A 20,342-nucleotide genomic window follows, 5' to 3' on the forward strand; every position below is an offset into this window, starting at 1 on the left:
GCCCATGGGAGCCAGAGACTTTATCGGCAGCCTGTTCCTGAAGGAACTGCTCAAGGGCATGTCCATCACGGGCCGCTATTTTTTCGCCCGCAAGATTGTCGTGCAGTACCCGGAGGAGCGCACGCCCCAGTCCAATCGGTTCCGCGGCCTGCATGCCCTGCGCCGCTATCCGAATGGCGAGGAGCGCTGCATCGCCTGCAAGCTGTGCGAGGCCGTGTGTCCGGCGATGGCCATCACCATCGAGTCGGCCCAGCGGGATGATGCGAATGGGCAAACCTCGCGCCGCACCACCCGTTACGACATTGACCTGACCAAGTGCATCTTCTGCGGCTTCTGCGAGGAAGCCTGCCCGGTGGACGCCATCGTCGAGACCCGTGTGTTCGAGTACCACGGCGAGTCGCGGGGCGATCTTTACTACACCAAGCAGATGCTGCTCGCCAACGGCGATCGCTACGAGTCCCAGATCGCCGCCGATCGGGAGCAGGACGCCAAATACCGGTAAGCGACGATGGAATTCAAAACAGTCCTTTTCTATCTCTTCGGCGCGCTGATGCTGCTGGCCGCGCTGCGCGTGGTCACAGCCCGCAACCCGGTCCATGCCGTGCTGTTCCTGGTACTGGCCTTCTTCAATGCCGCCGGACTCTGGATGCTGCTGGAAGCGGAGTTCCTCGCCATCGCCCTGCTGGTGGTTTATGTGGGCGCGGTGATGGTGCTGTTCCTGTTCGTGGTGATGATGCTGGACATCAATGTCGAATCCTTGCGCCATGGCTTCTGGAAGCATCTGCCCTTCGGCGCGGCGATCGGTGGCCTGATGGTGGCCGAAATGTCGGTGGTGCTGGGGGGGCGTTATTTCGGTCTCGACGCCATGCCGGGCCACACCGCCCCGGCCGGCTACAGCAATACCAAGGAACTGGGTCGGGTGCTGTTCACCGAGTATGTCTATCCTTTTGAACTGGCCTCGGTGATCCTGCTGGTGGGCATCATCGCCGCCATCGTCCTGACCCTGCGCAAGCGCAAGGACTCCAAGGCCATGCATCCATCCGACCAGCTTGCCGTCAAGCGCAATGACCGCATCCGTCTGGTCAAGATGGCGGCGGAAAAACCAGTTCAGGGAGGGGAGTAAGAACATGTTTGCCCAAGCCGTACCCCTTTCCCACTACCTGATCCTCGGCGCCGCCCTGTTCGCCATCAGCGTGGTCGGCATCTTCCTCAATCGCAAGAACCTGATTGTTCTGCTGATGGCCATCGAACTGATGCTGTTGGCGGTCAATCTTAATTTCGTCGCTTTTTCTCACTACCTGAACGATACCGCCGGACAGATCTTCGTGTTCTTCATCCTGACGGTGGCGGCAGCCGAGTCGGCCATCGGCCTGGCGATTCTGGTGGTGCTGTTCCGCAACCTTTCCACGATCAATGTGGAAGATCTCGACAGCCTGAAGGGCTAGCGCACAACAATGGATATGCAGACGATATACCTGCTCGTGCCCCTGGCGCCCCTGGTCGGCGCCATCGTGGCCGGATTGTTCGGCAAGACCATCGGTCGCGCCGGTGCCCATACCGTCACCATCCTCGGAGTCGCTGTCTCCTTCGTGCTGTCGGTGATCATCTATCAGGACGTGGAGGCGGGCCATACCTTCAACGGCGCCGTCTACACCTGGCTCCAGTCCGGCGGGCTGAACCTCCAGGTGGGCTTCCTGATCGACAAGCTGACGGTGATGATGATGTTGGTGGTCAACTTCGTCTCCCTGATGGTGCATATCTACACCGTCGGCTACATGTCCGAGGACCCCGGCTACCAGCGCTTCTTCAGCTACATCTCGCTGTTCACCTTCTCGATGCTGATGCTCGTCATGAGCAACAACTTCGTCCAGTTGTTCTTCGGTTGGGAAGCAGTGGGCCTGGTCTCCTATCTGCTGATCGGTTTCTGGTATACCCGGCCCACAGCCATCTACGCCAACCTGAAGGCCTTCCTGGTGAACCGGGTGGGTGACTTCGGTTTCCTGCTGGGCATCGGCCTGATTGCTTCCTACGCCGGCAGCCTGGATTACGCCGAGGTTTTCGCCAAAAAGGAACAACTGGCGGCGTTGGTATTCCAAGGGACGGATTGGTCCCTGATCACCGTGATCTGCATCTGCCTGTTCATCGGCGCCATGGGCAAGTCGGCCCAGGTGCCGCTGCATGTCTGGCTGCCCGATTCCATGGAAGGCCCGACCCCGATCTCGGCCCTGATCCATGCCGCCACCATGGTGACCGCCGGCATCTTCATGGTCACCCGCATGTCGCCCCTGTTCGAGCTGTCCGACACGGCGCTCTCCTTCGTGCTGGTGATCGGCGCCACCACGGCCCTGTTCATGGGTTTCCTTGGCATCATCCAGAATGACATCAAGCGCGTGGTGGCCTACTCCACCCTGTCCCAGCTGGGCTACATGACGGTGGCCCTGGGCGCGTCGGCCTATTCGGTGGCGGTATTCCACCTGATGACCCATGCCTTCTTCAAGGCCCTGCTGTTCCTGGGCGCCGGCTCGGTGATCATCGGCATGCATCATGACCAGGACATCCGCAACATGGGCGGCCTGCGCAAATACATGCCCATCACCTGGATCACCTCCCTGCTGGGTTCCCTGGCCCTGATCGGCTTCCCCTTCCTCTCCGGCTTCTATTCCAAGGACTCGATCATCGAGGCGGCCCATGCCTCCCAACTGCCGGGGGCCGGCTATGCCTATGCCTGCGTGCTGATCGGCGTCTTCGTCACGGCCTTCTACTCCTTCCGCATGTACTTCCTGGTGTTCCACGGCAAGGAGCGCTTCGGCAAGAATCATCATGACCATCAGGGCGACCATGACGACGAGGAAGCTTCGGCTGATCATCATCATGGCCTGGCGCCGGGCCAGAAGCCCCACGAGACTCCCTGGGTGGTCTGGCTGCCCCTGGTGCTGCTGGCCATTCCCTCGGTGATCATCGGTTTCCTGACCATCCAGCCCATGCTCCATGGCGACTGGTTCGGCAGCGCGGTGGTCGTCGATGCCGCCCGCCATCCCGCCATGGAAGAACTGAGCCACGAGTTCCACGGTGCCGTCGCCATGGCCCTGCACGGACTGACCTCGCTACCCTTCCTGCTGGCCATGTCCGGTGTGGTTGTGGCCTGGTATTTCTACCTGGTCAACCCGGCCATTCCCGCCGCCATTGCCCGCAACCTGCGCCCCCTCTATGTGCTGCTGGACAACAAGTACTACTTCGACCGGTTCAACGAAGTGTTCTTCGCGGCCGGTGCCCGTCTGCTGGGCAAGGGCCTGTGGAAGGCCGGCGATCAGGTGCTGATAGACGGCGTCGTGGTCAATGGTTCGGCCCGTCTGGTGGGCTGGATCGCCTCGGTGGTGCGCCTGTTCCAGAGCGGCCATCTGTACCAGTACGCTTTTTCCATGATCATCGGCGTCTTCGTTTTGCTGACGCTGTGGTTCAACCGCGCTTGAGGAAAGATAAGAAGCGATGAGTTCCCACCTGTTGAGTCTTGCCATCTGGGTGCCCATCCTCGGCGCGCTGGCGGTGTTCGCCGTCGGATCCGAGCGTGGCGCGGTGGCCCGCTGGCTGGCCCTGTTCGTGGCCCTGGCCGGCTTCCTTGTGACCCTTCCCCTGTATTCAGGCTTCGATACGGCTCAGGCCGGCATGCAGTTCGTGGAGCAGGCGCCCTGGATCAAGCCCTTCCGCATCCAGTACTTCCTCGGGGTGGACGGCATTTCCCTGCTGTTCGTGCTGCTCAACAGCTTCATCACCGTGCTGGTGGTGCTGGCGGGCTGGGAGGTGATCAAGGAGAAGCAGGCCCAGTACCTGGGTGCCTTCCTGGTCATGTCCGGCCTGATGAACGGCATTTTCGTCGCCCTGGATGCGGTGCTGTTCTATGTCTTCTTCGAGGCCAGCCTGATCCCGATGTACCTGATCATCGGCATCTGGGGCGGCCCCAATCGAGTCTATGCGGCGTTCAAGTTCTTTCTCTACACGCTGCTCGGCTCCCTGCTGATGCTGCTGGCCTTCATCTACCTGTTCCTCCAGTCCGGCAGCTTCAGCATCCTCGACTGGCACGCCCTGCCCATCGACCGGGGGCCCCAGGTCATGATCTTCATCGCCTTCCTGCTCTCCTTCGCGGTGAAGGTGCCCATGTGGCCGGTCCATACCTGGTTGCCGGACGCCCACGTGGAGGCGCCCACGGGGGGCTCGGTGGTGCTGGCCGCCATCGCCCTGAAGCTCGGCGCCTACGGTTTCATCCGGCTCTCCCTGCCCATCGTGCCCGATGCGTCCCATATTCTGGCGCCGATGATGATCGCCCTGTCCCTGATCGCGGTGATCTACATCGGTTTCGTGGCCCTGGTGCAGACCGACATGAAGAAGCTGGTGGCCTATTCGTCCATCTCCCACATGGGCTTCGTCACCCTGGGCTTTTTCATCTTCAACACCCTCGGCGTCGAGGGTGCCCTGGTCCAGATGCTGTCCCATGGCTTCGTCTCCGCCGCCATGTTCCTCTGCATCGGCGTGATGTACGATCGCATGCACAGCCGTCAGATCGCCGATTACGGCGGCGTGGTGAATTCCATGCCCAAGTTCGCGGCCCTGTTCATGCTCTTCGCCATGGCCAATTCCGGCTTGCCGGCCACCTCTGGTTTCGTCGGCGAATTCATGGTGGCCCTGGGGGCAATCCAGTTCAACTTCTGGACTGGCTTCGCCGCCGCCACGACCTTGATCCTCGGCGCCGCCTACACCCTCTGGATGTACAAGCGGGTGGTGTTCGGCGCGGTGGCCAACGATCATGTGGCCCAACTGGAAGATATCGATTCCCGGGAATTCCTGGTGCTGGGCCTGCTGGCTGCCTCCGTGCTGGCCATGGGCCTCTATCCTTTCCCTTTCACCGACGTCATGCATGCCTCAGTGGATAACCTGCTGAAGCATGTGGCCGTCAGCAAACTGATGTAACGGCGCGAGAGATACATGTTGAACAATTTTGTCGCCCCAGATCTCTACCCGGCCGCGCCGGAGATTTTCCTGCTCGTCATGGCGGGTGTCATCCTCTTCGTCGATCTGATCGCCGGCTCACGCCGCTGGATCGTCGGCCTGCTCTCCGTGTTGACCCTGATCGGTTGCGCGGCGATCACGGTGATGACCTCCACCGACCAGACCGTGCTCACCTTCAGCAACATGTTTGTGGACGACACCCTGGGCGATCTGCTCAAGCTGTTCACCTACCTGGCGGTGATTGTGGTGCTGGTCTATAGCCGGGGCTATCTGGCGGCGCGCAAGCTGGACAAGGGGGAGTTCTACCTGCTGGTGTTGTTCGCCACCCTGGGCATGATGGTGATGATCTCCTCGTCCCATTTCCTCACCATGTATCTGGGGATCGAGCTGCTGTCCCTGTCCCTTTATGCCCTGGTGGCCATCGACCGGGATTCGGCAAGAGCCACCGAGGCGGCCATGAAGTATTTCGTGCTGGGCGCCCTGGCCTCGGGCCTGCTGCTCTACGGCATGTCCATGATCTACGGCGCCACCGGCTCTCTGGAAGTCGGCGTCGTGGCCCAATCCATCTACGGTGGCGGGGCCAACAAGACCGTATTGATATTCGGTCTGGTGTTCCTGGTGGCTGGCATCGGCTTCAAGCTCGGCGTCGTGCCTTTCCACATGTGGATTCCCGATGTCTATCACGGTGCCCCCACGGCGGTGACCCTGTTCATCGCTTCCGCGCCCAAATTTGCTGCCTACGCCCTGGCCATGCGCCTTCTGGTCTATGGCCTGTTCGAACTGGCCCAGCAATGGCAGTCGATGATGTTGATCATGGCGATCCTGTCCATCGCTCTGGGTAACCTGGCCGCCATCGCCCAGACCAACCTGAAGCGCATGCTGGCCTATTCGGCGATTTCCCATATGGGCTTCATGCTGCTGGCCCTGACCAGCGGCGTGATGGGAGACAACCGGGCGCCGGCCTTCGCCGCCTACACCACGGCCATGTACTACACCACGGCCTATGTGCTGATGTCCCTGGCCAGCTTCGGCGTGATCCTGCTCTTGTCCCGGGCCGGTTTCGAGTCCGAGGAGCTGGAGGACTTCAAGGGGCTGAACAAGCGTAGCCCCTGGTTCGCCGCCATGATGCTGGTGTTGATGTTCTCCATGGCTGGCATTCCCTTCTTCATCGGCTTCTTTGCCAAGTTCTCGGTGCTGGCCATCGTGGTGGCCACCGGCCACATGAATGTCGCGGTGTTCGCCGTGCTGCTTTCCCTGGTGGGGGCCTACTACTACCTGCGGGTAGTGAAGCTGATGTACTTCGATGCGCCGGCTGCCAATGCGCTGCCGATCCAGGCCAGCTTGGACATGCGCCTGCTGCTTTCGGCCAATGCCCTGGCGGTAGCTGTGCTGGGACTCTTCCCCCAGTCCCTGATCGGCATCTGTCAGTACGCCCTGGCCCGTTCCCTCTGACGGGAGGCAGAACATGACGGGCGGCAACTGGGTAGTCCCGGTTGCCGCCCTTGTCGTTTTGGTGAGGTGATCATGAAGGACGAGGACCTGATGGAGACCGAGCTGACCAGCGAGGAAGTCTTCGCGGGTCGCTTGCTGCGGGTGCATCGCGATCGGGTGCGCCTGGCCGATGGCCACGAGACCACACGGGAATGGATTGCCCATCCGGGCGCGGTGGTGATCGTGGCGCCCCTGGACAACGGCAAGCTGCTGCTGGAGCGCCAGTTCCGCTACCCGTTACGGCGCATCTTCCTGGAACTGCCGGCGGGGAAGATCGATCCGGCGGAGCATCCCCTGGATACTGCCCGCCGGGAACTGCGGGAGGAGACTGGCTACAAGGCCCGCAACTGGCACCATCTGGGCACCATGCATCCCTGCATCGGCTATTCGAACGAGCGCATCGAGATTTTTCTGGCCCACGGCCTGAGCTATGTGGGTCATGAACGGGACCAGGGCGAACACATCGAGGTGATCGAGATGTGCCTGGCCGATGCGCTGCTGGCGGTGCGGGACGGCGAGATCACCGACGCCAAGACCATCACCGCCCTGCTCTGGGCCGACAAGATGTTTTCCGGCCAGTGGCCGCTACCGGGCTAAGCTGAATTTTGTTGGGGTGGAGTGCGGCTCCACCCTGGCATGAAAGGGCCATTCGCCTTCAGCGGCGCTTCTCGAACCAGGAAAGCTTGTCCCGCAGCTTCACCACTTCGCCGACGATGATCAGGGTTGGCGCCCGCAGACCGGCCTCCTGGGCCAGTCGGGGCAGGGTGCCCAGGGTGCCGCAGACCGTGCGCTGATGGGGCGTGGTGCCCTGCTGCACGATGGCGGCGGGCCAGTCCGGCGGCAGTCCGTGGGCCATCATTTGTTCGCACAGCACCGGCAGGCCCTGCAAGCCCATGTAAATCACCACGGTCTGTCTGGTGCGGGCCAGGGCCTTCCAGTCCAGGTTCATGCTGCCGTCCCGCAGATGGCCGGTGACGAAAACGCAGGCCTGGGAATAATTGCGGTGGGTGAGGGGGATGCCCGCATAGGAAGCCACGCCCGCGGCAGCGGTCACACCCGGCACCACTTCGAAGGGAATGCCATGCTGGGCCAGGGTTTCGGCTTCCTCGCCACCCCGTCCGAAGATGTAGGGGTCGCCTCCCTTGAGCCGCACTACCCGCCTGCCGGTACGAGCCAGGGATACCAGCAACAGGTTCAGTTCATCCTGGGGCAGGGCATGATTGCCCCGACGCTTGCCGGCGTAGATGCGTTCGGCATCCGGGCGGGCCAGGTCGAGTATGGGGGGGGCCACCAGATTGTCATAGACAACCACATCGGCGTCCTTCAGCAGTCGTGCACCCCGCAGGGTGAGCAGCTCCGGATCGCCGGGACCCGCGCCGATCAGATAAACGGTGCCAGGGCGAACAGTCTTGTGGGGCATGGTCGAAGATGGGGTTGCCGAATTTGAGCCGGAATCGATCAATTGCCAGGGCACCGGCCTTGCCCGCAGCACAGGGCATATAATCGCACACAATTCCCATGTCCTCTTCGTCCTGTGAGCCAGATAAGCCCAGAACTCGAGCGCAAGCTGATGGTCGCCGTCGATCGCATGCCTGCCTTTCCCCGCAGCGTGCAGAAGGTGCTCGAGCTGACGCGCAACATCAATTGTCTGCCCAGGGATCTGGTGGGCGTCATCGAGAAGGATCCGGTGATGACCATGAAGATTCTCAAGGTCATCAACTCGGCCTACTACAGCCTGCCCAACAAGATCACTTCGATCAACCAGTCGGTGGTGTATCTGGGCATCAACACCATCAAGAACCTCTCCCTGTCCTTTGCCGCAGTGGGCATCCTGCCCCGCACCAATACGGCGGGTTTCGATATCCAGCGCTACCTGGTGCATTCCCTGGCCACAGCGGCGGTGGCACGCCAGTTATGCGCCGTATATGCCAAGGGCCAGGCCGATCCGGGCGATTGCTACGTGGCGGGGTTGCTCCATGATTTCGGTAAGGTGGTATTCGCCCAGTATCTGCCGGCCGAGTTCCGGGATGCCCTGGAAACGGGGATGCGGGATCACCTGCCGCTGTATGTCGTGGAGCGTGACATGATCGGTGCCGACCATGGTGTGGTGGGGGCCATGTTGGCCAAGCGCTGGCAGTTTCCCGAGCATCTGATCGCCTGCATCCGCGACCATCACCTGGAGGAGGCGGAGCCCTCCGCCATGATGGATTGCCTGCGGGTGGCGGACCAGATCTGCCGTGGCCCCGAACTGGGCGGCGATGGCGAGGGAGATTGGGTAGGCCAGGTGCCGGTGAGTCCGCGCTTCGGTGACGATCTGTCCAAGGTAGTGGCGTCCCTGGGAGACTTCGACAAGATCGTCGCGGATGCACGTACCTTTGTGGTGGTGGACGGGGAATAATGAAAGTCAGATTCTGGGGTGTGCGTGGTTCGATTCCCGTACCGGGCGCCGCGACCCTGCGCTATGGCGGCAATACCACCTGTATCGAGGTGTGCAGCGATGGGGGGGAACTGATCGTCCTGGACGCCGGGACCGGGATTTTCGCCCTGGCTCAGTCCCTGTTGAGTCGCTTGCCGGTTTCCCCTCATATTTTCATCACTCATACCCATTGGGACCATATCCACGGCCTGCCGTTTTTCACGCCGTTTTTCATTCCGGGCAACATGGTGAATATCTACGGCGCCTTCGATATCGTCAGCGGTCAGGGTATCGATCAGGTGATGGACGTGCAGATGCAGTACAGCTATTTCCCGATCCGTGAGGCCGAGCTCAAGGCCAGCATCGAGTATCACACCCTAAATATCGGTGAGACGGTGGAGGTGGGGGATGCGCGGGTAACCAGCATCCTGTTGAACCATCCGGTGATCGACTTCGGCTATCGTATCGACTGCAACGGCAAGTCGTTCTTCTTCACCGGCGACCATGAGCCTTGGTACAACATCTACGAACCTGCGGACGAGGGTTACAACGAGTACCAGTCCATGGTGGATGAAAAACAGAAGACCATGGACGATTTCATCCGGGGCGTGGATGTGCTGACGGTGGATTGCTCGTATACCGAGAGCGAATATCTGACGGCCAAGCGTGGCTGGGGGCATTCCACTTTTGACTATGCGATCGCCCTGGCCCGCCGGGCAGGTGCCAAACGGCTGGTATGCACCCATCACGAGCCGACCCGTACTGACGAGGCCCTGGAACGGGTGTTTGCCGAGGCGCTGTCCCGCAATCCATCCCAGCCCGGCGATCCGGAGATCATGCTGTCCCGGGAGGGACTGGAGATCGAACTCTAGTTCTGGCTACTGTCCTGCGGTGGCAAGAGGGCCGACGATGCGATCGCGCCCACCCTTCTTGGCCTCGTACATGCGGGTATCCGCCATTTCCATCAATTGTCGCCAGCTTTCGCGGGCATCCACCATGCGCTCGGCAATACCGATGCTGGCGGTGACCGGCGTTCCATCCGGGCGGTTACCCAGCCCGGCTTTGCGCACTCGTTCGATGGCAACGGTGGCCTGTCGGGCATCGGTGTTGGGCATGATCAGCACGAATTCCTCGCCGCCCCAGCGCACCAGGATGTCGCCGGTACGCACACTGCCGCGAATGGCTTCGGCGGCATTGGTCAGCACCCGGTCGCCGGCATCGTGGCCGAACTCGTCATTGACGCGCTTGAAGTGATCCAGGTCGAGGAAGACCAGAGACAGGGGGTTGCCGCTGCGGGAGGAAATGATGAACTGGAGATCCAGCAGTTCGGCGCCGCTGGTATGGGAAAAGCAGCCGGTCATTCCGTCGCGCATGGCCTCCCGCACCAGTACGATCATGAAGGCCAATTGGGAAAGCCCGGCCAGGGCGGAGACAGCGGTAATCAGCATCAGCAGCCAGAAGGAGGCCGCGAAGGTGGGCCAGTCCAGGATGGGCAGCTTGAGAATGGCGGCGGCGACCTGGGCCAGCAACATGGGAGCGGCAAACCCCATGCTTTCCACCGCCGTCAAGGGGAATACCGAGAGCCCCGCCAGCATGACGAAAGGAAGATAGGCATAGCCCACCCCAAAGGCTTCCTGCAAGCCATGGAGGTTGAACTGGGACATGTGCAGGTAGGAAAACAGGAAAAATGCCGTGGGGATCAACAGCAGAAAACCCAGGGCGCGATAGGCCCCCAGAGGGCTGATGTCGTCGGCCTTGCGCAAGGAAAGCACCAGGGCGGCAAAGCCCGCGGTAGCGATCAGTCGCATGGCCACCAGACCGTGCCAGATTTCGGGGGGAAAGGCCCAGATGTCCAGCAGGCTCCACAGGGGGGTGAGGATCGCGAACAGGATGGCGATCAGCCTGACCCGGGAGACGATCATGCTGACGCGCCGCGTGGACAGCAGGGAAATGTGGCTGCCTGGGCGGAGCAGCCAGATGATTTCCTGGGCGCTCATTTCGGTGAATACCAGGGACCAGGTTTTCAGCCAGAGGCGCGAGAACTGGGATCTCAACTTGGTCAGCATGATGGGTCCGTGGCGAGAGTTCGGCGAATTCTAGCGGAAAAGGCCTACTGCCAACGGGGGAGGAGGCCCGGCTTTCCCCTTCAGAGGCTGCCGCTCAAACCAGAGTCCAGACCGTGGCAGATTCCACCGCCCGGCCCTCGGCCCTGAGTTTTTGCAGGTGGGCCAGCAGGGACTGGCGTGCCTGGCCGTGAAGAAGCGTCGGCACGTCGTCGTAGACCCGGGGCAGTAGTTCGTCCAGGGTGCCGCCACCACTGGCCGCGATCGCGGCGACGACCTTGGCTTCCCGTTGCAGACGATGGGCGATCAGGCCGTTGATGGCCTGGCGCGGATCGTCGATCACCAGCCCGTGGGCCGGCAGGATGCAGCGCAAGTCCTCCTCCAGCAGCAGCTTCAGGGACGCCAGGTAATCCCCCATATCGCCATCGGGAGGGGAGATCACTACCGTCGAGCCCTGCATGATGTGGTCCCCGGTGAATAGGGCACCTTCCTCTTCCAGCAGATAGCAGAGGTGATTGGAGGCGTGGCCAGGCGTATGGATCACCCGCAGGGTGGCGTCGCCCACGGGAATCCTGTCGCTGTGACGCAGCACCCGATCGGGCTGGAAACTCCGGTCCTGGTAGCCGCTGGCCGGCGCAGGCATGCCCAGCAGTTCGGCTCCGGTCCTGGCCTTGAGCCGGGCCGCCGCCGGGGAGTGATCGGGATGGGTATGGGTGACCAGGATGCGGCGGATCACCCCTTTGCTGTGAGTCAGCAGGTTCTCAACATGAAAGTCCATGTCCGGTCCCGGATCCACCACGGTCAGTTCGTCGCCGTGGCCGATCAGGTAGGTGTTGGTACCCGGTCCGGTCATCACGCCGGCATTGTTGGCGGTGAGGCGGCGGATGCGGGTGGAGATGGGGGAGGGGGTGAAATAGGAAATATCGCTGGAGTGTTCGGTGCCCCCCTGGGCCCGGGTGTAGGCCATCACAGCGTCCGTATTCGGAAATAGGGCCAGCAGTTGCAGGGTGGCGATGGTCGGATAAACCATCATCATCTTGCCGCTGGCCTGCCCGAGCAAGGCCTCATGGGGAGAGAGCCAGAGATGATCCACCAGTTCCTGGTTGTCATGGGAGGCGGTCTGGGCCTGGGGGCCGACGGCGACAAAAAAGCGCGTATCGAAACGGCGCGGCGCATCGGGAGGGGTGACCCAGCGGCTCAGGTAGGCCAGATGATCCAGGGCAGGATGCAGTTGGCGTTGACGGCACAGATCCACGAATTTCAGATCGCCGGCATTGAGGCGCTGACGCAGTTCATCGTATTCCCTGGCGGGTCCCGACGTATCCAGGTCGAGCAACCTGCCCGATGAGTCCCGGGCCAGCAGCAGGCCCGACTCCTCGAAGCATTCCCGGATCGCGGCAATCCAGTAAGCCAGGCCGGCCTTATCGACCTTCAGGGTGCGGTTGGCTTCCTCATGGTCGAGACCGCCCGCCGGCTGGTTCCAGAAGGAATCATGGTCCTCCTCGTCCAGGGCGCCGCCGGGGAAAACATAGGCGTCGGCGGCAAAGCTCGCTTTCTGGGTCCGCCGCATCATGAAGACCTCCAGGCCCCGATCGGTATCCCGAACGAGGATGACGGTGGCGGCGGGTTTGGGAACAGGGACTGGCTGATTCATGGTGTTACCGTTGCGGAGATGGAGGCGCGAGTTCCGCTGAGGAGTCTGAACGATCAGGCTGAGTTCTGCTTGTCGTGCTCGATCAGCGCATAGGCGGAATGGTTGTGGATGGACTCGAAGTTCTCCGCTTCAACCACGTAGGCGTCAATGCGGGGCTCCGCGTTCAAGGCAGCCGCCACGTCCCGCACCAGATCCTCGACGAACTTTGGGTTGTCGTAGGCCCGCTCGGTGACGTACTTCTCGTCGGGTCGCTTCAACAGGCCGAAGAGCTCGCAGGAGGCCTGATCCTCGGCCATGCGCACCAGTTCCTCGATCCAGACCAGGGTATTGGTGGTGGCGGTGATGGTGACATGGGAGCGTTGATTGTGGGCGCCGCGCTCGGAAATCTTCTTGGAACAGGGACACAGGCTGGTGGTGGGCACCACCACCTTGATGGATTGCCGGTAGCGGCCTTCGGCCAGGACTTCACCGATGAAGGTGACCTCGTAGTCCATCAGGCTGGAGACCCCGGAGACCGGCGCCTCCTTGCGAATGAAATAGGGAAAGTTCATTTCCACATGGCCGGTCTCCGCTTCCAGCTTCTGCACCATGTCCCGCAGCATGGACTCGAAGTTTTCCACGGAAATCTCTCGTTCGTTGGTGTTGAGGATTTCCACGAAGCGGGACATGTGGGTGCCCTTGAAATTGTGGGGCAGGCCGACGTACATGTTGAAGGTGGCGATCGTGTGCTGAATGCCCTCGCTTTTGTCCAGTACCTTGATGGGATGGCGAATGGATTTGATGCCGACCTTGTTGATGGGGATTTCACGGGAGTCGGCAAAGTTCTGGACATCCGCAATGGTCTGGGTGCCTGGGCTGTTCATGAGTATTTTTTCCTTGTCTGATTCGGGGGATGATCGGCGGGCCATCGTGGGCCGGCCTTTGTTATCACTGGGAGCCTATTATATCCAACAAAAATACTCAACTATTATCGGCTGCCGCTGACCCGATATGGGCACGTACTTGGACCATGATGCCTTCGGCGTCCAGACCCAGTTCCGCCAGTAGCAGGGCCGAGTCACCATGATCGATGAAGTGGTCGGGCAATCCGAGCCGAAGCAGGTGGGCCGTTGCACCACCCTGTTCGAGGCAGCGGGCGACTTCCGAGCCTGCACCACCGATGATGCTGTTTTCCTCGATGGTGACCAGCCACTCGTGGCTGGCGGCCAGCTCCCGCACCAGGGCTTCATCCAGGGGCTTGATGAAGCGCATGTTGGCCACGGTGGCATCCAGTTCCTCGGCGGCCTTGAGCGCCGGGCCCAGCAGGGCGCCGAAAGCCAACAGGGCCACGCCCTTGCCGCGGCGGCGGATTTCCCCCTGGCCGATGGGCAGAGTGGTGAGCGCGGTCTCCAGGGGGGCGCCGGGACCGCTACCCCGGGGATAGCGCACCGCGCTGGGGCCGTTGTGGCGGTAGGCGGTGGTCAGCATGCGGCGGCACTCGTTCTCGTCGCTGGGGGCCATCACCAGCATGTTGGGTATGCAGGTCAGGAACGAAAGGTCGAAGGCACCGTTGTGGGTGGCGCCATCGGCTCCCACCAGGCCGCCCCGGTCGATGGCCAGCATCACCGGCAGATTTTGCAAGGCCACGTCATGGACTAACTGGTCATAGGCCCGTTGCAGGAAGGTGGAATAGATCGCCACCACGGGTCGGAGTCCCTCGCAGGCCAGGCCGGCGGCGAAGGTCAGGGCATGCTGCTCGGCGATGCCCACATCGAAATAACGTTCTGGAAACTGCTCGGCGAAGCGCACCATGCCCGAACCTTCCCGCATGGCCGGGGTGATGCCCATCAGCCGGCTGTCTTCCCTAGCCATGTCGCACAGCCAGTCGCTGAAAACCTGGGTGTAGGTCAGCTTGCCGCTGCCCTTGCCGCCTTCAATGCCGTTGGCGGTATCGAACTTGGAGACCCCGTGGTAGAGCACCGGATCATCCTCGGCCAGCTTGTAGCCCTGGCCTTTCTTGGTCACCACATGGAGGAACTGGGGGCCCTTCAGCTCCCGCAGGTTTTGCAGCGTCGGCACCAGGCTGTCCAGGTCATGGCCGTCGATGGGGCCGATGTAGTTGAAGCCCATCTCCTCGAACAGGGTGCCCGGCGTGATCATGCCCTTGACGTGCTCCTCGACCCGGTTGGCGAACTCCAGCACCGAGGGGATGTTTTTCAGCACCCGTTCTCCGGCCCGTCGTGCGGCGTTGAAGGTCCGGCCGGAAAGTAGTCGCGCCAGATGCTTGTTGAGGGCGCCCACCGGGGGCGAGATGGACATGTCGTTATCGTTGAGGATGACCAGCAGGTTGGCGTCGATCACCCCGGCGTTGTTGAGGGCCTCGAAGGCCTGGCCGGCGGACATGGCGCCATCGCCGATGATGGCCACCACATGGCGGTCCTCTCCCTTGGCCCGGGCCGCCACCGCCATACCCAGGGCAGCGGAGATGGAGGTGGAGGAGTGGCCGACGCCGAAAGTGTCGTAATCGCTTTCGCAGCGGCGGGGAAAGCCGGAAATGCCGTCCTTCATGCGCAGCCGGGCCATGCCCTGTCGGCGGCCGGTGAGTATCTTGTGGGCGTAGGTCTGATGGCCCACGTCCCAGACCAAACGATCCGCCGGGGTATCGAAGGCGTAATGGAGCGCGATGGTCAGTTCTACCGTGCCCAGGTTCGAGGACAGGTGGCCGCCGGTCTTGGAGACCGATTGCAGCAGGAATTCGCGGATTTCCCAGGCCAGGGCAGGGAGTTGCGACGGCTCCAGTTGGCGCAGGTCGGCGGGGGAGGCGATGGATTCGAGCAGGGGAAACATCAGAATTTGCGTTCGACGATGTAGTCGGTCAGTTCGTGGAGCCGCCGCGCCTGGGCGCCATAGGGCACCAGGCAGTCATGGGCCTGGGCGCGCAGCTCGGCGGCCTTCTGTTTGGCCTGAGTCGCTCCCAACAGGCTGACATAGGTGGGCTTGTTGTGGGCGGCATCCTTGCCGGCGGTCTTGCCCAGGGTGGCGGTATTGGACTCGGCATCGAGGATGTCATCCACCACCTGGAACAGCAGGCCCACCCGGTTGGCGAACTGGGTCAGGCTCGCCAGGGCGGCTTCATCGGCCTGGCCGCAGTGGGCGCCCAGCAGCACCGCCGCCCGGATCAGCGCGCCGGTCTTGTGGATGTGCATGAACTCCAGCTCTTCCAGACTCAGAGCCTGGCCGGTGGCGGCCAGATCGATGGCCTGGCCGCCGGCCATGCCACGGGAACCGGAGGCCTGGGCCAGCAGCCTGAGCATGGAAACCTGCCGGGGGGCGGCCAGGGCGGTTTCCGACAGGGTCTGGAAGGCCAGGGATTGCAGGGCATCCCCCACCAGCAGGGCGGTGGCCTCGTCGAATTCCACATGGCAGGTGGGCTTGCCACGACGCAGCACGTCGTCGTCCATGCAGGGCAGATCGTCATGCACCAGGGAATAGACGTGGATCATTTCCACCGCGCAGGCGGCTTGATCCAGCAGTTCCGGCGCGACGCCGAAAATTTCGCCGCTGCCGTGGCAGAGCAGGGGACGCACCCGCTTGCCGCCGTCCAGGGTGGCATAGCGCATGGCTTCGTGAAGGCGGGCCGGCTCCAGGGAGGAGGCGGGCAGTAGGTGCTCCAGCGCGGATTCGATCCGCTGCTGGATGGAGGACATCCAGGCAGAAAAATCCATTGAGATTACTGATCTTCCGGGTTGGTGGCGGAGAAACCGGCAAGTTCCCCGTTTTCGAGAATCTGGATTCTTTGTTCCGCGGCGGCAAGCTGGTTCTGACAGTATTTCAGTAGGTCCATGCCCCGCTGGTAGGCGGAGAGGGAGGCTTCCAGAGCCATGTCGCCATGTTCCATGGATTTCACCAGGCCCTCCAGTTCGGATAGGGCAGCTTCAAAACTGGCGGGGGATTCGGGGGCTGGGACGGTCACGTTGTTCGACCGAAGTCGGCTAAAGGGCGCAAAAATAGCTCAAGGTGCGCCCTCCGGTCAAATTGGCTATACTTCGCGGCCCCAAAATTTCGGGAATTTTCCCCGTTTTCGGGTTCATCTCTTGGAGCTTGGGAGTCATGTCCAACATCGCGGTCAAGGGGCAGTTCGATCCTGCCGTTTCCCAGTTGCCCGTCGATTGGTATTTCGACGAAAAGATCTTCGCGCTGGAGCAACGGCTGCTTTTCGACGCCGGTCCCGGATATGCCGGCCATGAACTCATGGTGCCCAATGTCCACGACTACCGCACCATGGAATGGCAGGACCACGGCCGCATGCTGGCGCGCCAGCCCGATGGCATCTACGACATGTCCAATGTCTGCCGCCATCGCCAGGCCATCATGTTGCAGGGAAGCGGCAACGCCCGGAATATCGTCTGCCCGATCCATCGCTGGACCTACGATGGCGGCGGACAACTGATCGGCGCCCCCCATTTCCCGGCCAATCCCTGCCTCAACCTGCACAAGCGCAAGCTGGAAAACTGGCAGGGCCTGCTCTTCGGCGGCCCCCGCTCCGCCAGTGCCGACCTGGCCGGCATGAAGGTGGCTGGCGAGTTCGATTTTTCCGGCTACAAGCTGGACCGGGTGGAGCTCCACGAGTGCAACTACAACTGGAAGACCTTCATCGAAGTGTACCTGGAGGACTACCACGTGGCGCCCTATCACCCAGGGCTGGGCAACTTCGTCACCTGCGAGGATCTTTCCTGGCAATTCGGCGAGTGGTATTCGGTGCAGAAGGTAGGGGTCACCACCCTGCTCAAGTCCGGCTCCCCGGCCTATGAGCGCTGGCAGAAGTCGGTGCGCGATTTCTATGGAGCCAGGGGAGAGCACCCGCCCCAGGGCGCGGTCTGGCTCACCTATTACCCCAATGTGATGGTGGAATGGTATCCCCATGTGCTGGTGGTGTCCTCTCTGATTCCCCTGAGTGTGAACAAGACCCTGAACGTGGTGGAGTTCTACTACCCGGAGGAAATCGCCGAGTTTGAGCGGGAATTCATCGAGACGGAGCAGGCCGCCTACATGGAGACCGCCATCGAGGATGACGACATCGGCGAGCGCATGGACCGGGGCCGCCGTGCCCTGATGAAGCAGGGACGCAGCGAAGTGGGGCCCTACCAGTCCCCCATGGAAGACGGCATGCAGCATTTCCACGAGTTCTATCGCCGCCTCATGGCGCCGTACCTGTAGTCCGTTTCCCATTTCCCCATGCCGGCCCAGGGCTGGCCCTTGTCCCGCACCCCATGCAATCCCTCTGGATCGTTCTCGCCAGCCTGTTCTTCGCCTGCATGGGAGTCTGCGTCAAACTTGGCGCCGGTTTCTTTTCCACCGCCGAACTGGTGTTCTATCGCAGCTTCATTGCGCTGTTGCTGATGGCGGCCTATGTGGGACTGAAGCGCCTGCCCCTGGCGACACCCCATGTGCGCGCCCATCTGAACCGGAGTCTGGTGGGGGTGGTGTCGATGATGCTGCTGTTCGAGGCTATTGCTCTGCTCCCTCTGGCCACGGCCATGACCCTGAACTACACCTCGCCCCTGTTCCTGGCCCTGATGCTGATGCTGTGGAGCCGGGAGCCGGTGCGGCCGGCTCTGGTGCTGACCCTGCTAATGGGTTTTGTCGGCGTCATGTTGCTATTGCAGCCAACCTTCGAGCGACAGCAATGGATGGGTGCCCTGATCGGCCTGGGCTCGGGCATAGGCGCCGGGGCCGCCTTTTTCAATTTGCGCCGCCTGGGACAACTGGGAGAACCGGAGTGGCGCACGGTGTTCTATTTCCTGTTGATCTCCAGCCTCGTTGGATTGCTCTGGGTCATGGGGAGCGGCAGCTTTCATGTCGTCGATCTCCGTAGCGGCCTGCTTTTGCTGGGGGTGGGGGCTTTCGGCGTCGGCGGCCAGTTATGCCTGACCGTGGCCTACAAGCGGGGCAAGACCCTGATGACCGCCAACCTGGCCTATAGCGCCGTGGTTTTTTCCAGCCTGTTCGGACTCCTGTTCTGGGACGAATTGCTGCCCCTGCTCTCCTGGGCCGGCATGGCCGTGGTGATCGTCAGCGGCGTGGGCGCCACCCTGCTGGCCCATGGTCGGCCCGTGGAACCCGATTAGCCGGCTCAGGACGATTAGAATAGCCACCGAATCCATCAACCAAGGACACAGGATGATCACCATCGACCACCAGGACAATCTGGTCTCCATCGCAGTGCTGGGGGAGTTTTCCCTGGCGGATTTCAAGGAATTCGAGGAACTGGTTCTGTTCAAGGTCAAGTTCGGCGGCCAGGTGGACCTCTTGATCGACTTGACCCAGATGGCCGACTTCACGGTGGACATGGCCTGGGAGGACATCAAGTTCTCCCGCGCCCATGCCGGCGATTTTCGCCGCATCGGAGTGATTACCGACAGCCAGTGGGTCACCTGGAGCGCCTGGATCAACCAGGCCTTTGTCAGCGCCGACCTGCGGGTTTTCGACAACGGAGCTGAAGCCCGAGGCTGGCTGGGGGCCTGATCAGGTTTTCCGCTGCCGGTCCAGGGCCCAGGCCACATGTTCACGTACCAGGTGGGAGGGGTGGTCGGCCCGGGCCGCCAGGGCGTCTTGAATCACGTCGTCGGGCGGAGCATTGCCCAGGCCCACCGCCAGATTACGCAGCCAGCGCTCGTGGCCGATGCGGCGGATTGCCGAGCCGGCCAGGCGTTCATTGAATTCCGTTTCGCTCCAGGCAAAGAGCTCCACCAGGGTGGCGCTGTCCAGGCCATGGCGTACCGCGAAATCCTCTTCTTGAGTAAGGGGGGCGAAGCGGTTCCAGGGGCAGCATAATTGGCAGTCGTCGCAGCCATAGACCCGGTTGCCGATCAGGGGGCGCAATTCCACAGGAATGGCGCCCTTGAGCTCTATGGTCAGGTAGGAGATGCAACGCTGCGCGTCCACCCGGTAGGGGGCGACGATGGCGCCGGTGGGGCAGGCATCGATGCAGGCCCGGCAGGTGCCGCAGTGGTCCGCCACGGCGGGGCTGGCCGGTAGGGGCAGATCGGTGAATATCTCCCCCAGGAAAAAGTGTGAGCCTGCCTCCCGGTTCAGCAGCAGGCTGTGCTTGCCGCGCCAGCCCAGGCCGCTACGGCTGGCCAGTTCCACCTCCAGCACTGGCGCCGAATCCGTGAACACCCGGTAGCCGAATTCCCCCACCCGTGCCGAGATGCGATCCGCCAGCCTTTGCAGGCGGTTGCGCAACAGCTTGTGGTAGTCCCGCCCCAGGGCGTAGCGGGAGAGGTAGGCGCGCCGGCCATCGGCCAGATTGGCCTCGGCATCGGCGGCCCGGGGCAGGTAATCCATTCGTGCCGTGATCACGCTGCGGGTCCCAGGCACCAGCTCCGCCGGCCGTGCCCGTTTCAGGCCATGGCTGGCCATATAATCCATCTCGCCGTGATAGCCGGTTTCCAGCCAGGCCGTGAGTCCGGCTTCGGCCTCGGTCAAGTCAATGTCGCTGATGCCGATGGCGGCGAAACCCAGTTCCCGTCCCCAGTGCCTGATTTCTTCCGCCAATAAATTCCAGTCATGCATACCGCTGATCATAACGTTCTAAGCCGGCCAAGCTGGAATCAAACAGGAAAAGTTTCGATGAAGAAAGGTGCTGGCTGGCCACAAAAGCAGAAAAAGGTTCGCCCCCTCCCATCCTCCCCCTCTTCGGGGGGAGGTGACGATATTGGCTCGCTGCGCTCGAATA

19 protein-coding genes and 1 pseudogene are annotated in these 20,342 nt (G+C 62.1%); 12 read left to right on the top strand and 8 right to left on the bottom strand.

The window, feature by feature from the left end:
- The first annotated feature begins 4 nt into the window (after nt 1–4).
- From nuoI to DENOEST_RS04570, 7 genes are all read left to right on the top strand, one after another.
- Complete coding sequence (nuoI, locus tag DENOEST_RS04540; RefSeq protein ID WP_145771716.1) at nt 5–502, top strand: NADH-quinone oxidoreductase subunit NuoI; 498 nt, start codon at nt 5–7, stop codon at nt 500–502.
- A gap of 6 nt (nt 503–508) precedes the next feature.
- The gene (locus tag DENOEST_RS04545; protein WP_145771717.1) at nt 509–1,123 is read left to right on the top strand and encodes an NADH-quinone oxidoreductase subunit J; all 615 of its coding nucleotides are present in this window, start codon (nt 509–511) and stop codon (nt 1,121–1,123) included.
- A gap of 4 nt (nt 1,124–1,127) precedes the next feature.
- A complete protein-coding gene (nuoK, locus tag DENOEST_RS04550; RefSeq protein WP_145771718.1) occupies nt 1,128–1,445 on the top strand; it encodes an NADH-quinone oxidoreductase subunit NuoK in 318 nt (105 codons plus the stop codon).
- Between the two features lie 9 nt (nt 1,446–1,454).
- Nucleotides 1,455–3,470, top strand: coding sequence for an NADH-quinone oxidoreductase subunit L (gene nuoL, locus DENOEST_RS04555; protein ID WP_145771719.1), 2,016 nt, complete (start codon nt 1,455–1,457; stop codon nt 3,468–3,470).
- Between the two features lie 16 nt (nt 3,471–3,486).
- Nucleotides 3,487–4,962, top strand: coding sequence for an NADH-quinone oxidoreductase subunit M (locus DENOEST_RS04560; RefSeq protein ID WP_145771720.1), 1,476 nt, complete (start codon nt 3,487–3,489; stop codon nt 4,960–4,962).
- 15 nt (nt 4,963–4,977) lie between these two features.
- The gene (gene nuoN / locus DENOEST_RS04565) at nt 4,978–6,453 is read left to right on the top strand and encodes an NADH-quinone oxidoreductase subunit NuoN (RefSeq protein ID WP_145771721.1); all 1,476 of its coding nucleotides are present in this window, start codon (nt 4,978–4,980) and stop codon (nt 6,451–6,453) included.
- Nucleotides 6,454–6,525: 72 nt separating this feature from the next.
- On the top strand, nt 6,526–7,089 hold the full coding sequence (locus DENOEST_RS04570) for an NUDIX domain-containing protein (RefSeq protein WP_183148203.1): 564 nt from the start codon (nt 6,526–6,528) through the stop codon (nt 7,087–7,089).
- A gap of 58 nt (nt 7,090–7,147) precedes the next feature.
- Here DENOEST_RS04570 and cobA read toward each other — a convergent pair.
- Nucleotides 7,148–7,894 (bottom strand): annotated as a pseudogene (gene cobA / locus DENOEST_RS04575) (uroporphyrinogen-III C-methyltransferase); the annotation flags it as partial.
- Between the two features lie 168 nt (nt 7,895–8,062).
- Between cobA and DENOEST_RS04580 the strand changes: the two are divergent.
- Together DENOEST_RS04580 and DENOEST_RS04585 are read left to right on the top strand one after the other, a co-directional pair.
- Nucleotides 8,063–8,890, top strand: coding sequence for an HDOD domain-containing protein (locus tag DENOEST_RS04580; RefSeq protein WP_232096440.1), 828 nt, complete (start codon nt 8,063–8,065; stop codon nt 8,888–8,890).
- Nucleotides 8,890–9,780 carry an MBL fold metallo-hydrolase gene (locus DENOEST_RS04585; protein WP_145771723.1) on the top strand — a complete coding sequence of 297 codons (891 nt, stop codon included), beginning with the start codon at nt 8,890–8,892 and terminating at the stop codon, nt 9,778–9,780. The genes DENOEST_RS04580 and DENOEST_RS04585 overlap by 1 nt, the downstream gene beginning before the upstream one ends.
- Before the next feature lie 6 nt (nt 9,781–9,786).
- Here the strand turns inward: DENOEST_RS04585 and DENOEST_RS04590 are convergent, their stop codons facing one another.
- The 6 genes from DENOEST_RS04590 to DENOEST_RS04615 form a co-directional block, all read right to left on the bottom strand.
- A complete protein-coding gene (locus tag DENOEST_RS04590) occupies nt 9,787–10,974 on the bottom strand; it encodes a GGDEF domain-containing protein (protein ID WP_145771724.1) in 1,188 nt (395 codons plus the stop codon).
- 94 nt (nt 10,975–11,068) lie between these two features.
- The gene (locus DENOEST_RS04595) at nt 11,069–12,625 is read right to left on the bottom strand and encodes an MBL fold metallo-hydrolase (protein WP_145771725.1); all 1,557 of its coding nucleotides are present in this window, start codon (nt 12,623–12,625) and stop codon (nt 11,069–11,071) included.
- A 53-nt stretch (nt 12,626–12,678) separates the two neighbouring features.
- On the bottom strand, nt 12,679–13,488 hold the full coding sequence (gene folE2, locus DENOEST_RS04600) for a GTP cyclohydrolase FolE2 (protein WP_145771726.1): 810 nt from the start codon (nt 13,486–13,488) through the stop codon (nt 12,679–12,681).
- A 97-nt stretch (nt 13,489–13,585) separates the two neighbouring features.
- The gene (gene dxs, locus DENOEST_RS04605; protein WP_197970523.1) at nt 13,586–15,451 is read right to left on the bottom strand and encodes a 1-deoxy-D-xylulose-5-phosphate synthase; all 1,866 of its coding nucleotides are present in this window, start codon (nt 15,449–15,451) and stop codon (nt 13,586–13,588) included.
- Nucleotides 15,451–16,329, bottom strand: coding sequence for a polyprenyl synthetase family protein (locus tag DENOEST_RS04610; protein ID WP_145771728.1), 879 nt, complete (start codon nt 16,327–16,329; stop codon nt 15,451–15,453). The genes dxs and DENOEST_RS04610 overlap by 1 nt, the downstream gene beginning before the upstream one ends.
- A 5-nt stretch (nt 16,330–16,334) precedes the next feature.
- A complete protein-coding gene (locus tag DENOEST_RS04615) occupies nt 16,335–16,577 on the bottom strand; it encodes an exodeoxyribonuclease VII small subunit (protein ID WP_145771729.1) in 243 nt (80 codons plus the stop codon).
- 137 nt (nt 16,578–16,714) lie between these two features.
- Between DENOEST_RS04615 and DENOEST_RS04620 the strand changes: the two genes are divergently transcribed.
- The 3 genes from DENOEST_RS04620 to DENOEST_RS04630 are packed head-to-tail and all read left to right on the top strand — an operon-like array spanning nt 16,715 to nt 19,129.
- Nucleotides 16,715–17,821 carry an aromatic ring-hydroxylating oxygenase subunit alpha gene (locus DENOEST_RS04620; protein WP_145771730.1) on the top strand — a complete coding sequence of 369 codons (1,107 nt, stop codon included), beginning with the start codon at nt 16,715–16,717 and terminating at the stop codon, nt 17,819–17,821.
- Between the two features lie 53 nt (nt 17,822–17,874).
- Entirely contained in the window at nt 17,875–18,732 is an 858-nt protein-coding gene (locus tag DENOEST_RS04625) for a DMT family transporter (RefSeq protein WP_145771731.1), read from the top strand.
- A gap of 52 nt (nt 18,733–18,784) precedes the next feature.
- Nucleotides 18,785–19,129 carry a SpoIIAA family protein gene (locus DENOEST_RS04630; RefSeq protein ID WP_145771732.1) on the top strand — a complete coding sequence of 115 codons (345 nt, stop codon included), beginning with the start codon at nt 18,785–18,787 and terminating at the stop codon, nt 19,127–19,129.
- Here the strand turns inward: DENOEST_RS04630 and queG are convergent, their stop codons facing one another.
- A complete protein-coding gene (gene queG / locus DENOEST_RS04635) occupies nt 19,130–20,179 on the bottom strand; it encodes a tRNA epoxyqueuosine(34) reductase QueG (protein WP_145771733.1) in 1,050 nt (349 codons plus the stop codon). It lies immediately after the preceding gene.
- Between the last annotated feature and the right edge of the window lie 163 nt (nt 20,180–20,342).

This window comes from Denitratisoma oestradiolicum, assembly GCF_902813185.1.
Lineage (GTDB): Bacteria > Pseudomonadota > Gammaproteobacteria > Burkholderiales > Rhodocyclaceae > Denitratisoma > Denitratisoma oestradiolicum.

Excerpts from the sequence above, each read along its gene's own strand:
- nuoI (WP_145771716.1), top strand. The coding sequence starts at position 5 with ATGGGAGCCAGAGACTTTATCGGCAGCCTGTTCCTGAAGGAACTGCTC.
- DENOEST_RS04545 (WP_145771717.1), top strand. The coding sequence starts at position 509 with ATGGAATTCAAAACAGTCCTTTTCTATCTCTTCGGCGCGCTGATGCTG.
- nuoK (WP_145771718.1), top strand. The coding sequence starts at position 1,128 with ATGTTTGCCCAAGCCGTACCCCTTTCCCACTACCTGATCCTCGGCGCC.
- nuoL (WP_145771719.1), top strand. The coding sequence starts at position 1,455 with ATGGATATGCAGACGATATACCTGCTCGTGCCCCTGGCGCCCCTGGTC.
- DENOEST_RS04560 (WP_145771720.1), top strand. The coding sequence starts at position 3,487 with ATGAGTTCCCACCTGTTGAGTCTTGCCATCTGGGTGCCCATCCTCGGC.
- nuoN (WP_145771721.1), top strand. The coding sequence starts at position 4,978 with ATGTTGAACAATTTTGTCGCCCCAGATCTCTACCCGGCCGCGCCGGAG.
- DENOEST_RS04570 (WP_183148203.1), top strand. The coding sequence starts at position 6,526 with ATGAAGGACGAGGACCTGATGGAGACCGAGCTGACCAGCGAGGAAGTC.
- DENOEST_RS04580 (WP_232096440.1), top strand. The coding sequence starts at position 8,063 with ATGGTCGCCGTCGATCGCATGCCTGCCTTTCCCCGCAGCGTGCAGAAG.
- DENOEST_RS04585 (WP_145771723.1), top strand. The coding sequence starts at position 8,890 with ATGAAAGTCAGATTCTGGGGTGTGCGTGGTTCGATTCCCGTACCGGGC.
- DENOEST_RS04590 (WP_145771724.1), bottom strand. The coding sequence starts at position 10,974 with ATGCTGACCAAGTTGAGATCCCAGTTCTCGCGCCTCTGGCTGAAAACC.
- DENOEST_RS04595 (WP_145771725.1), bottom strand. The coding sequence starts at position 12,625 with ATGAATCAGCCAGTCCCTGTTCCCAAACCCGCCGCCACCGTCATCCTC.
- folE2 (WP_145771726.1), bottom strand. The coding sequence starts at position 13,488 with ATGAACAGCCCAGGCACCCAGACCATTGCGGATGTCCAGAACTTTGCC.
- dxs (WP_197970523.1), bottom strand. The coding sequence starts at position 15,451 with ATGTTTCCCCTGCTCGAATCCATCGCCTCCCCCGCCGACCTGCGCCAA.
- DENOEST_RS04610 (WP_145771728.1), bottom strand. The coding sequence starts at position 16,329 with ATGGATTTTTCTGCCTGGATGTCCTCCATCCAGCAGCGGATCGAATCC.
- DENOEST_RS04620 (WP_145771730.1), top strand. The coding sequence starts at position 16,715 with ATGTCCAACATCGCGGTCAAGGGGCAGTTCGATCCTGCCGTTTCCCAG.
- DENOEST_RS04625 (WP_145771731.1), top strand. The coding sequence starts at position 17,875 with ATGCAATCCCTCTGGATCGTTCTCGCCAGCCTGTTCTTCGCCTGCATG.
- DENOEST_RS04630 (WP_145771732.1), top strand. The coding sequence starts at position 18,785 with ATGATCACCATCGACCACCAGGACAATCTGGTCTCCATCGCAGTGCTG.
- queG (WP_145771733.1), bottom strand. The coding sequence starts at position 20,179 with ATGCATGACTGGAATTTATTGGCGGAAGAAATCAGGCACTGGGGACGG.